Below are 14,470 nucleotides of genomic sequence, written 5' to 3'. Positions count from 1 at the left end.
CGTCGGGCCGGTACTGTGTCAACGCCATGAAGCTGCGTCCCTCGCACCCAGTCGGTGCCGATCTCGCGCACCTCGCGGAACATATCGCCGCCACACCCGCATTCGGGGCGGTCACCGCGGGTGTCACGGTCACCGGTGTCACGCTGCGCAGCCAGGACGCGATCCCCGGCGATCTGTTCGCCGCGCTGCCCGGGTCGTCCTCGCACGGCGCCGCCTTCGCTGCCGACGCCGTCGCACAGGGGGCATTGGCCGTGCTGACCGATCCGGACGGCGCCGCCCTGCTCGGTGCAGATCTGGGGGCCGCGGTTCTGGTGCACCCGACGCCGCGTGCGGTGCTCGGCGAGTTGGCCAGCACCGTCTACGGGAACCCCTCGGACCGTGTTCGCGTCATCGGCGTGACCGGCACGTCCGGCAAGACCACCACCACCTATCTGGTGGAGGCCGGGCTGCGGGCCGCCGGGCGGGTGGCCGGGCTGATCGGGACTGTTGGCATCCGTATCGACGGACGCGACGAGCCCAGCTCGCTCACCACACCCGAGGCGCCCGATCTTCAGGCGCTGCTCGCCGTCATGGCCGAGCGGGGCGTCGACACCGTTGTGATGGAGGTATCGAGCCACGCGCTGACCCTGGGCAGGGTGGACGCCGTGCACTTCGCCGTCGGCGGCTTCACCAATCTGTCCCGCGATCACCTGGACTTCCATCCGACGATGGCCGATTACCTGGACGCCAAGGCGCGTCTCTTCGAACCCGAGTCCGCGACACACGCCGACATCTCGGTGGTGTGCATCGATGACGATGCGGGCCAGAGCATCGCGGCGAGGGCGCACGACCCGGTGACGGTGAGCATCGAGGGCCGGGGTGACGGCTGGCAGGCGCAGGATGTGCGCGCGGCCGGCCAGGCCGGCCAGGACTTCGTGGCGCGCGACCCCGCCGGTGTGCACCATCCGCTGCGTGTCGCACTGCCGGGCCGCTACAACGTGGCGAACTGCCTGCTGGCCGCGGCGATGCTCGACGCCGTCGGCGTGTCCCCGGATCAGGCCGCACCCGGACTGCGGACGGCGCGAGTCCCGGGTCGCCTCGAACCCGTCGACAGGGGACAGGGATTCCTGGCCGTCGTCGACTACGCGCACAAGCCAGGAGCGTTGAACGCCGTGCTCGAGACGTTGCGTCGCGAGACTGAAGGCCGGGTGGCTGTGGTCTTCGGCGCGGGCGGCAACCGAGATCGGGGCAAGCGCGAACCCATGGGCAGGGTCGCGGCCGAACTGGCCGACCTCGTCGTGGTGACCGACGACAACCCTCGCGACGAGGATCCCGCCGAGATCCGTGCGTCCATCGTGGCCGCAGCACGGGCCGCCGGTACGTCTGCTGAGGTGGTCGAGGTGGGGGACAGGCGCTCGGCGATCGAACACGCGGTGCGCTGGGCCCGTGACGGCGATGTCGTGCTGGTGGCGGGCAAGGGACACGAGGCAGGCCAGACCGCGGGTGGGCAGACCCGGCCGTTTGACGACCGTGAGGAACTCGCGCTCGCCCTTGAGACACGGAGGGACCACGCGTGATCGACCTGACCCTGGCCCGCATCGCCGAGATCGTGGGCGGCGAGCTGTCCGACATCTCGCCGCAGGAGGCCGCCCTCACACGGGTGACGGGAACCGTCGAGTTCGACTCTCGCGCAGTGAGCGCCGGCGGACTGTTCCTGGCGCTGCCCGGCGCGAGATCGGACGGCCACGACTTCGCCGCAGGCGCGGTGGCCGCCGGCGCCGTCGCGGTGCTCGCTGCGCGGCCCGTCGGAGTACCCGCCATCGTCGTGAAGCCCGCACCGGCGGCATCGGGTCCTGCCGCGGGGGTGTTGGAGTACGACACCGATGGCTCCGGGGCCGCAGTACTCGCGGCACTGGCCAGACTGGCGGCCGCCGTCGCGGCCGAGCTCGTGGCAGGCGGTCTCACGATCATCGGCGTGACCGGGTCGTCGGGTAAGACATCCACCAAGGATCTGCTGGCCGCCGTACTGGACCCGCTGGGCGAGGTGATCGCACCACCTGGATCCTTCAACAACGAACTGGGCCACCCGTGGACGGTGCTGCGCGCCACCACCGACACCGACTACCTCATCCTCGAGATGTCGGCTCGCCACCCGGGCAATATCGCGGCGCTGGCTGCCATCGCACCGCCCGCGATCGCGGTGGTGCTCAACGTGGGCACGGCGCATCTCGGTGAGTTCGGCTCCCGCGAGGTCATCGCCGCGACGAAGGCCGAGTTGCCGCAGGCCGTCCCGGCCTCTGGTGTGGTGATCCTCAATGCCGATGACGCTGCTGTGGCCGCGATGGCGGACAAGACCGCGGCACGTGTGGTGCGGGTGGCGCGCGACGGCGCCCAGCGAGCCGATATCTGGGCGCAGGACGTCATGCTCGACGAACTCGCCCGGCCGCGGTTCACGATGCACACCGCGTCGGGCGCGGTGGCCGTCGAACTCGCCGTGCACGGTGACCATCAGGTCTCAAACGCTTTGTGTGCCGCTGCCGTAGCCCTCGAGTGCGGCGCGAGCCTCGAGCAGGTGGCCACGTCACTTGCGGGTGCGGGTCCGGTGTCGCGGCACCGGATGCAGGTCAGCACGAGGGCCGACGGTGTGACGATCGTCAACGACGCCTACAACGCCAACCCCGACTCGATGCGGGCTGGTCTGAAGGCGCTGGCGTGGATGGCGAAGTCCGGGGGACCGGACGGGGCGCCGCGCAGAAGCTGGGCAGTTCTTGGCGAGATGGCCGAACTCGGCGACGACGCGATCACGGAGCATGACAACATCGGTCGACTGGCGGTGCGTTTAGATGTGTCACGACTCGTCGTGGTTGGAACTGGGAGGTCGATGAGCGCGATGCATCACGGAGCTGTCATGGAGGGATCGTGGGGCAGTGAATCCATGATGGTGCCCGACGCGGACGCGGCGCTGGCCCTGTTGCGGTCCGAGCTGCGCGATGACGACGTGGTGCTGGTGAAGGCATCCAACTCCGCGGGACTGTCGGCTCTGGCGGAGGCGCTCGCTGACGACCGGGGGATCGACACGGCATGAGACAGATACTCATCGCCGTCGGCATCGCGCTGGCGGTGTCGATACTCCTGACACCGGCACTGATCCGGGTGTTCACCCGACAGGGGTTCGGCCACGAGATCCGCGAGGACGGGCCGCCGAGCCACCAGAAGAAGCGTGGCACGCCCTCGATGGGTGGCGTCGCGATCCTGGCGGGCATCTGGGCCGGCTACCTCGGCACCCACCTGGTCGGCCTCGCGCTCGACGGTAAGGGGCCGTCGGCATCGGGTCTGCTGGTGCTGGGGCTGGCGACCGCTCTGGGCGCCGTCGGGTTCATCGACGACCTGATCAAGATCCGCCGGTCCCGCAACCTCGGGCTGAACAAGACCGCCAAGACCGTCGGTCAACTGGTGGCTGCGGTGCTGTTCGGCGTGCTGGCACTTCAATTCCGCAACGCCGACGGTTTGACGCCGGGCAGCCCCGAGCTGTCCTATGTCCGCGAGATCGCCACGGTGACGCTGGCCCCGGCGGTGTTCGTGCTGTTCGTTGTGGTGCTGGTCAGTGCGTGGTCCAACGCGGTGAACTTCACCGACGGTCTCGACGGTCTTGCCGCGGGCGCGATGGCAATGGTCACGGCCGCCTATGTGCTCATCACGTTCTGGCAGTTCCGCAACGCGTGTGCGACGAGTCCGGGGCTGGGCTGTTACAACGTGCGCGACCCACTCGACCTCGCGCTGGTCGCCGCCGCGACCGCGGGTGCCTGTATCGGCTTCCTGTGGTGGAACGCCGCGCCGGCCAAGATCTTCATGGGGGACACCGGATCGTTGGCACTTGGCGGCATCATCGCCGGGTTGTCGGTGACCAGCCGGACCGAGACGTTGGCGATCGTGCTTGGCGCGTTGTTCGTCGCCGAGGTCACCTCGGTCGTGGTTCAGATCCTGGCGTTCCGGACCACCGGTCGCCGCGTGTTCCGAATGGCTCCGTTTCACCACCACTTCGAGTTGGTCGGGTGGGCCGAGACCACGGTCATCATCAGATTCTGGTTGCTGACAGCGATCGCCTGTGGATTGGGCGTCGCTCTCTTCTACAGCGAGTGGATATCCACCGTCGGAGCGTGACCCGGTCTGGCCGTGCTCTGAACGAGACCTTCACTTTGGGCGACACGCGCCGGATGTCCGGCCGATCCTGCGTGTGACGGGGGAGGATTTTGGGGTGCAGGGGACAGCTGAGTCTTGTGATGTTCTTGTGACTCATGTGATTGACGTGGCCGGGTAGGTGACGATGCCCGCATTGCTGTCCCGGTTACGACTGCGCATGCCGTTCGGCCGGCAACCCGAACCCGCCGCCGATGGCGCCGCCCCCGCCACCGCGCCCGTCGTCCCGCGCACCCGCGTCGGCGCCTGGCTGAGCCGCCCGATGACGTCATTCCACCTGATCATCGCCGTGGCCGCATTGCTCACCACACTCGGCCTGACCATGGTGCTGTCGGCATCTGGCGTGTACTCCTACGACTTTGACGGCAGCCCATGGGCAGTCTTCGGCAAACAGGTGCTGTGGACGCTCGTCGGGCTGGTCGCGTTCTACATCGCGCTCCGCATGCCGGTCAGCCTCATGCGGCGCCTCGCATTTCCCGGCTTCGCCCTGACGATCGTGCTGCTCGTCCTGGTGCTCATCCCCGGAATCGGCAAGATTGCCAACGGCTCCCGCGGCTGGTTCGTTTTCGGTGGGCTCTCGATGCAGCCATCGGAGCTGGCGAAGATCGCCTTCGCGATATGGGGAGCACATTTGCTGGCCTCGCGCCGCATGGAACGCGCATCACCGAAGGAGATGCTCTTCCCACTGGTTCCCGCCGCGGTCATCGCGCTGTTTCTCATCGTGTTGCAGCCCGACCTCGGCCAGACGGTGTCGCTGGGCATCATCCTGCTCGGCCTGCTCTGGTTCGCAGGTCTGCCGTTGCGGGTCTTTGTAAGCTCACTGGTGGCGGTCATGGTGTCGGCCGCGGTGCTGGCGATGTCGGCGGGCTACCGTTCGACTCGCGTGCAGTCGTGGCTGAACCCGGGCGCTGACGCGCAGGGGGCGGGCTACCAGGCCCGTCAGGCGCGCTACGCACTGGCCAACGGCGGTGTCTTCGGCGATGGCCTTGGACAGGGCACGGCCAAGTGGAACTACCTGCCGAACGCGCACAACGACTTCATCTTCGCGATCATCGGCGAGGAACTGGGGTTCGTCGGCGCGATGGGTCTGCTGTTGCTGTTCGGCGTGTTCACCTACACCGGTATGCGCATCGCGCGACGTTCGGCCGATCCATTCCTGCGCCTGCTGACCGCGACCACCACCTTGTGGATCCTCGGCCAGGTGTTCATCAACGTCGGCTACGTGGTTGGCCTGCTACCTGTTACCGGTCTGCAGCTGCCGCTGATCTCAGCCGGGGGAACATCAACGGCGACAACGCTCCTGATGATGGGCATCATCACCAACGCGGCGCGACACGAACCCGAGGCCGTGGCGGCGCTTCGTTCTGGCCGTGACGACCGGATGAACCGGCTTCTGCGTCTGCCGTTGCCCGAGCCCTATGTGCCGACCCGGTTGGAGGCCGCCAAGGACCGGCTGCGTTCGCGACCGAAGAGCACCGCCGACGCCAAGACCGCGAAGACCGCGAAGACCGTCAAGACGGCGAAGACCGCCAAGAACAGCAAGAGGGCGGCGGCACCCACGTCTCCGGGCAGGGCTCGAGCCAAGGCCGATCCGGCGCGCAAGCCGCAGCCGGGGCGCGACGAGCGCAGGCGTACCGGCCATGCGGCCGACCGGCGGGTGGGGGGCGCAGGGCATCATGGAGGCCGTCAGAGCCAACAGAGCCAACAGGGCCGGCGAGCTCGCTCACTGGAAGGCCAGCGTTACGGGTGAACGACCCCGCGATTTCCGTGGTCCTCGCCGGTGGAGGCACCGCGGGACACGTGGAGCCGGCGATGGCAGTCGCCGATGCCCTGGTAGCACTGCATCCCGGTATCCGAATAACGGCTCTGGGCACCGAGCGTGGTCTGGAGACCAGGCTGGTGCCCGAACGTGGCTACGACCTGCGGTTGATTCCGCCCGTGCCACTGCCTCGCAAGCTGACCGGTGAACTGCTGCGCCTGCCGTTGCGGGTGCGATCATCTGTGCGCCAGACCCGTGACGTCCTCGACGACGTGCAAGCCGACGTCGTGATCGGGTTCGGCGGGTACGTGGCGCTGCCGGCCTACCTGGCCGCCCGCGGCGGCGTGCTGCGACGGCGGCCCATTCCGGTCGTCGTGCACGAGGCCAACGCCGCCGCCGGGTGGGCCAACCGGGTGGGCGCACGCACGGCGCAACGCGTTCTGTCGGCGGTGCCCGACCCCGGCCTGCGACATGTCGAAGTGGTGGGAGTGCCGGTCCGTCAGGCCATCACGGATCTGGACCGCGGCGCGCTGCGGGCGCAGGCCCGCGCGCACTTCGGCTTCGACGCAGATGCCAGGGTGCTGTTCGTGTTCGGTGGGTCCCAGGGTGCGCAGTCGATCAACCGCGCGGTCGCCGGTGCCGCCGATGCCCTTGCCGCGGCCGGGATCTCGGTGCTGCACGCGCATGGGCCGAAGAACGTCCTTGACCTTCCCGAATCGCGGCCCGGTGATCCGCCATACGTCGCGGTGCCCTACCTGTCCCGGATGGATCTGGCCTACGCGGCCGCCGACCTGGCGGTCTGCCGGTCCGGCGCCATGACGGTGGCAGAGGTCAGCGCCGTCGGCCTTCCCGCCATCTACGTGCCGCTGCCGATCGGCAATGGCGAGCAGCGCCTGAATGCGTTACCCGTGGTCAATGCAGGGGGTGGGGTGCTGGTCGACGATGCCGACCTGACACCGTCATTCATCGCCGAGACCGTGGGAGGTCTGTTGTCCGATGAGCAGAGGTTGTCTGAGATGACGTCAGCGGCGGTGTCGGCCGGCCATCCCGATGCGGCACGGCGAGTGGCCGAGGTGGCACTTGCCGTGGCTGGCGAGCGTCGGAGTCGGATCCGATGAGCGCCCGTGACCTGCCCGCTGAGTTACAGCGTGTGCACATGATCGGCATCGGGGGTGCGGGCATGTCGGGCATTGCGCGCATCCTCTTGGACCGTGGCGGTCAGGTGTCGGGATCCGACGCCAAGGAGTCGCGCGGGCTGGTTGCGTTGCGCGCTCGGGGAGCGTTGATCCGAGTCGGCCACGACGCCTCGTCGCTCGACATGCTGCCGGGTGGGCCAACCGCCGTAGTCAGTACGCACGCCGCCATCCCGAAGACAAACCCCGAACTCGTTGAGGCGCACCGCCGGGGCATCCCGGTCGTGCTGCGGCCCGCGGTGCTCGCCAGCCTGATGGACGGCTACACCACGGTCATGGTGACCGGCACTCACGGCAAGACCACGACGACGTCCATGGTCATCGTCGCGTTGCAGCACAGCGGTTTCGACCCGTCGTTCGCCGTCGGTGGTGATCTCGGGGAGGCGGGCACCAACGCGCACCACGGCAGCGGCGACTGTTTCGTGGCTGAGGCCGACGAGAGTGACGGCTCGCTGCTCGAGTACACCCCCGACGTCGCCGTCGTGACCAATGTCGACGCAGATCACCTGGACCACTTCGGAAGCGTCGAGGCCTACAACGCAGTGTTCGACCAGTTCGTCGCGCGACTGCGGCCCGGCGGGTCGCTGGTGGTGTGCACCGACGACGCTGGCGGCGCAGCGCTGGCCGCGCGGTCCCGTGAACTGGGCGTGCGAGTACTGGCCTACGGCAGTGATAGGGGCGATGACCCGAATCTCGAAGCGAAGCTGGTGATTTGGACTCAGCAGGGCACGGGTGGCGTCGCGGAGATCGAACTCGCAGGCGAGTCCGGCCCGCGCGGTATGCGGTTGGCGGTACCCGGCAGACACATGGCGCTCAACGCTTTGGGCGCACTGTTGGCTGCCCGTGCAGCGGGCGCCGACGTTGCGGCCGTTCTCGACGGACTCGCCGGTTTCGAGGGGGTGCGCCGCCGCTTCGAGGCGGTGGGCACCGCCGCGGGTGTGCGGGTCTTCGATGACTACGCGCATCACCCCACCGAGGTGCGCGCGACGCTGGAGGCGGTGCGGGCCGTCGCGGGCGACGGGCGCTCGCTCGTCGTGTTCCAGCCGCACCTGTACTCGCGGACACAGACCTTCGCCCGCGAGTTCGGCCACGCGCTCGATCTGGCCGACGAGGTCTTCGTTCTCGATGTGTACGCCGCGCGAGAGCAGCCCCTGGCCGGCGTGAGCGGTGCGAGTGTCGCCGAGCACACCACGGTGAACACGCACTACGTGCCCGACTTCTCCGCGGTCGCCACTCGCGTCGCGGCCGCGGCCCGACCCGGTGACGTCGTCGTGACGATGGGGGCCGGTGACGTGACGCTGCTCGGACAGGAGATCCTGGTGGCGCTCGACGCACGGGCTCGGAATCCATGACCGAGCCACGGGATCCCGCGGAGGCCGACGACCTACTGGAACCAGGCGGCGTACTGGAGTCAGACGATGTCGTGGAATCAGAGGTACCGGGATCGACTGACGCCGAACCGGATCCGGACGACACCGCCGAGGCCCCGGAACCCCCAGCTGACACGCCCGAGGATCCCGCCGCTGGCCCCGGCGGTGCAGCCGAGGAACCCGAACCGGAACCGGACCACGAGGGCCCGCGTCGACGGGCACGACGGGAGCGGGAGGAGCGGCGTGCCGCACAGGCGCGGGCGACGGCCATTGAGGAAGCCCGGCGGGAGGCCAAGCGCAAGGTCGACGGCCGCACCGTCGCGGAGCCGAAACGCCCTGCCCGCGGCCTGATCCGGGGCTTGAAGGCGCTGCTGTGGTCCGCACTGATCAGCGTGCTGGCGGTGAGCCTTGGTCTGCTGCTGTACTTCACGCCGATCATGGCGGCGCGGTCCACGGTGATCACCGGTCTGGTGACGATCAGCCAGGAGGAGGTCGAGCAGGCCGCCGCCGTCGCGCCCGACACACCGCTGCTGCAGATCGACACGGATGCGGTCGCCGAACGGGTCGCGACGATCCGGCGGGTGGCCAGCGCCAGGGTGCAGCGCGAGTACCCGTCCACATTGCGCATCACCATCGTCGAACGCGTCCCCGTCGTGGTCAAGGACTATCCCGACGGTCCGCATCTGTTCGACAGGGACGGTGTCGACTTCGCCACGGCGACACCGCCGCTGGGCCTGGCCTATCTCGATGCCGACAATCCCGGCCCCAGCGATCCGCCGACGAGGGCGGCGCTGGAGGTCCTGCTCGCACTGCGGCCTGAGGTGGCTGGACAGGTGAGTCGCGTCGCCGCTCCGTCGGTCGCGTCGATAACGCTGACGCTGTTCGATGGCCGAGAGGTCATCTGGGGCACCACGGATCGCACGGAGGAGAAGGCGCTCAAACTCGGCGCGCTCCTGACTCAGCCGGGTCAGACCTACGACGTCTCCAGCCCGGACCTGCCGACGGTCAGGTGACGCCGTACACGCGTCTGAGGCGAAAATGCTCGAAAACCTTCGGCGCGCCTGCGCAGATGTACTCCGAACTCGCCCTACCGTTCTGTTTGCGCGGAACTACTTGACATAACTCTAAGCCTATGGTTCAGGTTGAGGGTTTTGATCGAGGGTTCCGGCACCACGAAAGGCAACCCAGGGAGGAACGGGACCCATGACGCCCCCGCACAACTATCTCGCCGTCATCAAGGTCGTCGGCATCGGTGGCGGCGGCGTGAATGCCGTCAACCGGATGATCGAACAGGGTCTGAAGGGCGTTGAGTTCATCGCCATCAACACAGACGCGCAGGCGCTGTTGATGAGTGATGCCGACGTCAAGCTCGATGTCGGGCGCGACTCCACCCGAGGTCTGGGTGCAGGCGCCGACCCGGAGGTCGGGCGCAAGGCCGCAGACGACGCCAAGGACGACATCGAGGAACTGCTCCGCGGTGCCGACATGGTGTTCGTCACCGCAGGCGAGGGTGGTGGCACCGGAACGGGTGGCGCGCCCGTCGTCGCGACCATCGCGCGCAAGCTCGGTGCGCTCACCGTCGGCGTGGTCACTCGGCCGTTCTCCTTTGAGGGCAAGCGGCGGAGTAATCAGGCCGAGGCCGGTATCACCGCGCTCCGCGAGAGCTGCGACACGCTGATCGTCATCCCCAACGACCGTCTGCTCCAGATGGGCGACGCGGCAGTGTCCTTGATGGACGCGTTCCGCAGCGCTGACGAGGTGCTGCTCAACGGTGTTCAGGGCATCACCGACCTGATCACCACGCCCGGTCTGATCAACGTCGACTTCGCCGACGTCAAGGGTGTGATGAGCGGCGCGGGCACCGCGCTGATGGGCATCGGTTCGGCGCGAGGCGACGGTCGGGCGCTCAAGGCCGCGGAGATCGCGATCAACTCGCCGCTGCTCGAGGCCTCGATGGAGGGCGCACAGGGTGTGCTGCTGTCGGTCGCCGGTGGCAGCGATCTCGGACTGTTCGAGATCAACGAAGCGGCATCGCTTGTGCAGGACGCCGCCCACCAAGACGCCAACATCATCTTCGGCACGGTCATCGACGACTCGTTGGGCGACGAGGTCCGGGTCACCGTGATCGCGGCCGGGTTCGAGGCCAGCGGACCGAACCGCAACCCGGTTGTCGGTGGTACGGGGCAGGGCATTGTGCCCGGCCGCGCGGGCAAGGTCACCTCACCGTTCGTCGAATCCGCCGATCCGGCGAGTGTGCCGCTGCACACCAACGGCGCCACGGTGAGCATCGGCGGCGGTGGCGATGACGACGACGATGTCGACGTCCCGCCCTTCATGCGGCACTGAGAGCTGGCAGCGTCGCTACGCGAATACTTGGAACCGTGACCGTACGCATTCGTCGGGTAACCACGACCCGCGCGGGCGGGGTCTCGGTGGCCCCATTCGCATCCTTCAATCTCGGTGATCACGTCGGCGACGATCCCGCGGCCGTGGCCGCCAATCGACTTCGGCTGGCGAAGGCCACCGGGCTCGGTCCTGATCGCGTGGTGTGGATGAACCAGGTGCACTCCGACCGTGTCGTCGTCGTGGACGGTCCCGGTGCGGTCGACGGCGACGCCGACGGTTTGGTGACCACCACCCGGGGTCTGGCATTGGCCGTCGTGACCGCCGACTGTGTTCCGCTGCTGTTGTCCGATGCTCGCGCCGGCGTCATCGCCGCCGTGCACGCGGGCCGGGTCGGCGCGCAGAACGGCGTGGTGCTTCGCGCCGTCGAGACGATGGTCGACAGGGGAGCGCACGCCGAGGACATCTCGGTGCTGCTCGGGCCCGCGGTCAGCGGGACCAACTATGAGGTGCCCGAGGCCATGGCCGCTGAGGTCGAGGCTGCGTTGCCGGGCAGTCGCACCGTCACCGGTCGCGGCACCCCTGGTCTGGATCTGCGGGCCGGGATCGCAAGACAGCTCACGGGTTTGGGTATCTCGGCGATATCGGTTGATCCGCGGTGCACAGTCGACGACCCGAACCTGTTCAGTCATCGGCGCGATGCGCCCACCGGCCGACTGGCGTCGTTGGTGTGGATGGAATGACGGTGCACGAGGAATGACATCACCACGCGAAGCCGAACTCGGTGCGGCGTTGACCGGGCTGCGGACCAGATTGCGCGATGCGGCGGATGCCGCCGGACGTGACGTGAATGACATTGAATTGCTGCCTGTGACGAAATTCTTTCCGGCAGCCGATGTCATTTCCCTTCGGCGTCTTGGATGCGACGCATTCGGCGAATCCCGAGAGCAGGAAGCGTCGAATAAGGCCGCCGAAGTCGCGACCCAATTGGGTGGCGAATTGACCGAGCGCCCGATTCGCTGGCACATGGTCGGCCGCATACAGCGCAACAAGGCGAAGGCGGTCGCAGGCTGGGCCCACACCGCGCACTCGGTCGACAGCATTGCCTTGCTCCGTGCGCTGGGTCGCGCGTCGGTCGAGGCGTTGGCCGACGGGCGGCGCGAGGAAGCGCTGCGGGTGTACGTGCAGTTGAGCCTCGACGGAGATGTTCAACGGGGCGGCGTTGACGCCCGAAACAGTGACGAGGTCGACGAGGTGTGCGCCGTCGCCGACTCGACCGACGGTCTGACGTTCGTCGGATTGATGGCCATTCCACCGCTGGATTCCGACGCCGATGAGGAGTTCGGGCGTTTGGCTGCCGAACGGGAGCGGGTACAGACCAGCTACCAGCAACGGCTCGGTCTGTCGGCGGGTATGTCAGGCGACCTCGAGACGGCGGTCAAACACGGGTCCACGTGTGTGCGTGTCGGAACCTCGCTTATGGGGCAACGGCCGCTAACGTCACCCTGAGTAGTCACTCCAGTCACATCTTCATCACAGACAACACAAACCACAGTCTCCAGAAGGGTTCTGAGATGAGCACACTTCACAAGGTCAAGGCCTACTTCGGTATGGCGCCCATGGACGACTATGACGACGAGTACTACGAGGACGACGAGCGTTCGTCGCGCGGGGCATACCCGCGCCGGCCGCGCGACGAGCGCTTCGAAGACGACTCGTACGGTCGTATGGACGCCAGAGGTTATGACGACCGTATGGGCGGACGCGAGTTCGAGCGAGAGTTCGGCCGCGACATGGAGCCCGCGCCAGCTGGCTACCGCGGCGGCTACGGCGAAGACGAGTCGTTCCGCGGCCGTCGCGAGTTCGAGCGGCCCCGCTTCAACACGCTGCGCGGTGCCACCCGTGGAGCGGTCGCCATGGAGCCGCGCCGGATGGCCGAACTGTTCGAGGCGGGCAGCCCGCTGGCCAAGATCACCACGTTGCGTCCGAAGGATTACAGCGAGGCGCGCACCATTGGCGAGCGCTTCCGTGACGGCACTCCGGTGATCATGGATCTGGTGTCGATGGACAACGCCGACGCCAAGCGGCTCGTCGACTTCGCCGCCGGGCTGGCATTCGCCCTGCGGGGATCTTTCGACAAGGTCGCCACCAAGGTGTTTCTGCTGTCGCCATCGGGCACCGACGTCAGCGCTGAGGAGCGCAAGCGGATCGCCGAGGCCGGTTTCTACGCCTATCAGTAGGTCGATGCTGGCCGGGTAGGCTGACGGCAATCCCTTCGTCTACCCGTATTCCGTGTGGCCCTGCGGTCACGCATTCTCATGAGTGAGGTCGCCCAGTTGGCGCTGTTCTTCGAGATTCTGGGCTTCGCGCTGTTTCTCTTCTGGTTGTTGCTCATCGCTCGAGTCGTGGTCGAGTTCATCCGGTCCTTCAGTAGGGACTGGCAGCCGACGGGCTTCACGGTCGTTGTCCTCGAGATCATCCTGTCGTTGACCGACCCGCCGGTGAAATTGCTGCGTCGACTGATTCCGCAGCTCACGATAGGTGCGGTGCGATTCGACCTGTCGATCATGGTGCTGTTGCTGTTGGCGTTCATCGGCATGCAGATGGCCTTCGGCGCTGCGGCCTGACGCAGCAGGGTCGCGCTTTGCCGGGGGCGGCTAGGCGATCGCTCAAGATTGAATTTCATTCTTAATTCGCGACCTCTCCTGCAACCCCAGGGTCGCCTGTGACAGGATGGACTCCAGTTACTCCTAACAATGGCTCGACACTTGCGACCGGTTGACGGTCCAGACTCCAAGGGGGCAGACAATGCCGCTCACACCCGCCGACGTTCATAATGTCGCGTTCAGCAAGCCACCGATCGGCAAACGTGGCTACAACGAGGACGAAGTCGATGCATTCCTCGATCTCGTTGAGAACGAACTCAGCCGGCTGATTGAGGAGAACGCCGATCTTCGCCAGCGAGTCAGCGAACTGGATCAGGAGGTGGCGGCTGCGCGCGCAGGCGGTGGCGTGCAGGCCACGCAGACGATCCCGTCCTACCAGCAGCCCGAACCCGAGCCTGAGCCGGAGCCGGTCGCGCCCGCACAGCCTGCCTTCGTGGCACCCGCGCCGGTCAGCGAGGAGTCGCACATCAAGGCGGCCAAGATCCTCGGCCTGGCACAGGACACCGCGGACCGCTTGACCGGAACGGCCAAGGCCGAGTCGGACAAGATGCTGTCGGACGCCCGCGCGCAGGCCGACGCCATGGTCACCGAGGCCCGGCAGACCGCCGAGACCACCGTCTCCGAGGCGAAGCAGCGTGCGGACGCGATGCTGCTCGACGCGCAGACGCGGTCGGAGGCCCAACTCCGGCAGGCACAGGAGAAGGCCGACGCCCTTCAGGCGGACGCCGAGCGCAAGCACTCCGAGATCATGGGCACCATCAACCAGCAGCGGACGGTCCTCGAGGGTCGTCTCGAGCAGTTGCGGACATTCGAGCGCGAATACCGCACCCGGCTCAAGACCTACCTCGAGTCGCAGCTCGAGGAGCTGGGTCAGCGTGGCTCGGCGGCACCGGTCGACTCGACCGCCAACAATGACGGTGGCTTCAACCAGTTCAACCGGGGCAACAACTAACCGATCGGTTC

General features: G+C 67.5%; 14 protein-coding genes. 13 read left to right on the top strand and 1 reads right to left on the bottom strand.

The window, feature by feature from the left end:
• The first annotated feature begins 26 nt into the window (after window positions 1–26).
• From ABIA65_RS28095 to pgeF, 9 genes are all read left to right on the top strand, one after another.
• Window positions 27–1,556, top strand: coding sequence for a UDP-N-acetylmuramoyl-L-alanyl-D-glutamate--2,6-diaminopimelate ligase (locus ABIA65_RS28095; protein WP_354525597.1), 1,530 nt, complete (start codon window positions 27–29; stop codon window positions 1,554–1,556).
• Entirely contained in the window at window positions 1,553–3,064 is a 1,512-nt protein-coding gene (locus ABIA65_RS28090; protein ID WP_241404750.1) for a UDP-N-acetylmuramoyl-tripeptide--D-alanyl-D-alanine ligase, read from the top strand. Before ABIA65_RS28095 ends, ABIA65_RS28090 begins: the two co-directional genes overlap by 4 nt.
• Window positions 3,061–4,140, top strand: coding sequence for a phospho-N-acetylmuramoyl-pentapeptide-transferase (gene mraY, locus ABIA65_RS28085; RefSeq protein ID WP_241404751.1), 1,080 nt, complete (start codon window positions 3,061–3,063; stop codon window positions 4,138–4,140). Before ABIA65_RS28090 ends, mraY begins: the two co-directional genes overlap by 4 nt.
• Before the next feature lie 163 nt (window positions 4,141–4,303).
• Entirely contained in the window at window positions 4,304–5,926 is a 1,623-nt protein-coding gene (gene ftsW, locus ABIA65_RS28080) for a putative lipid II flippase FtsW (RefSeq protein ID WP_354525596.1), read from the top strand.
• Entirely contained in the window at window positions 5,923–7,053 is a 1,131-nt protein-coding gene (murG, locus tag ABIA65_RS28075) for an undecaprenyldiphospho-muramoylpentapeptide beta-N-acetylglucosaminyltransferase (protein WP_354525595.1), read from the top strand. The genes ftsW and murG overlap by 4 nt, the downstream gene beginning before the upstream one ends.
• The gene (gene murC, locus ABIA65_RS28070) at window positions 7,050–8,480 is read left to right on the top strand and encodes a UDP-N-acetylmuramate--L-alanine ligase (protein ID WP_354525594.1); all 1,431 of its coding nucleotides are present in this window, start codon (window positions 7,050–7,052) and stop codon (window positions 8,478–8,480) included. Before murG ends, murC begins: the two co-directional genes overlap by 4 nt.
• A complete protein-coding gene (locus ABIA65_RS28065; RefSeq protein ID WP_354525593.1) occupies window positions 8,477–9,511 on the top strand; it encodes a cell division protein FtsQ/DivIB in 1,035 nt (344 codons plus the stop codon). The genes murC and ABIA65_RS28065 overlap by 4 nt, the downstream gene beginning before the upstream one ends.
• A 190-nt stretch (window positions 9,512–9,701) precedes the next feature.
• Complete coding sequence (ftsZ, locus tag ABIA65_RS28060; protein ID WP_241404756.1) at window positions 9,702–10,844, top strand: cell division protein FtsZ; 1,143 nt, start codon at window positions 9,702–9,704, stop codon at window positions 10,842–10,844.
• Window positions 10,845–10,879: 35 nt separating this feature from the next.
• A complete protein-coding gene (gene pgeF, locus ABIA65_RS28055; protein WP_241404757.1) occupies window positions 10,880–11,584 on the top strand; it encodes a peptidoglycan editing factor PgeF in 705 nt (234 codons plus the stop codon).
• Between the two features lie 19 nt (window positions 11,585–11,603).
• On the opposite strand, the gene ABIA65_RS28050 is transcribed toward pgeF, so the two are convergent.
• Window positions 11,604–11,828, bottom strand: a complete 225-nt coding sequence (locus ABIA65_RS28050) for a hypothetical protein (protein ID WP_354525657.1) — start codon at window positions 11,826–11,828, stop codon at window positions 11,604–11,606.
• Here ABIA65_RS28050 and ABIA65_RS28045 point away from each other — a divergent pair.
• The 4 genes from ABIA65_RS28045 to wag31 all read left to right on the top strand — a co-directional run bounded on the left by ABIA65_RS28045 (window position 11,742) and on the right by wag31 (window position 14,459).
• Window positions 11,742–12,350, top strand: a complete 609-nt coding sequence (locus ABIA65_RS28045; protein ID WP_354525652.1) for a YggS family pyridoxal phosphate enzyme — start codon at window positions 11,742–11,744, stop codon at window positions 12,348–12,350. The genes ABIA65_RS28050 and ABIA65_RS28045 overlap by 87 nt on opposite strands.
• Window positions 12,351–12,415: 65 nt before the next feature.
• Window positions 12,416–13,081, top strand: a complete 666-nt coding sequence (locus ABIA65_RS28040; protein WP_241404759.1) for a cell division protein SepF — start codon at window positions 12,416–12,418, stop codon at window positions 13,079–13,081.
• A 96-nt stretch (window positions 13,082–13,177) separates the two neighbouring features.
• A complete protein-coding gene (locus ABIA65_RS28035; RefSeq protein WP_241405605.1) occupies window positions 13,178–13,468 on the top strand; it encodes a YggT family protein in 291 nt (96 codons plus the stop codon).
• 181 nt (window positions 13,469–13,649) lie between these two features.
• Complete coding sequence (wag31, locus tag ABIA65_RS28030) at window positions 13,650–14,459, top strand: DivIVA-like cell division protein Wag31 (protein WP_241404760.1); 810 nt, start codon at window positions 13,650–13,652, stop codon at window positions 14,457–14,459.
• The last annotated feature ends 11 nt before the right edge of the window (window positions 14,460–14,470 follow it).

This window comes from Mycolicibacterium sp. 624 (genome assembly GCF_040548615.1).
Lineage (GTDB): Bacteria > Actinomycetota > Actinomycetes > Mycobacteriales > Mycobacteriaceae > Mycobacterium.
The sequence above is the reverse complement of the archived record's forward strand: the minus strand, read 5'-3'. Positions and strand labels throughout refer to the sequence as shown.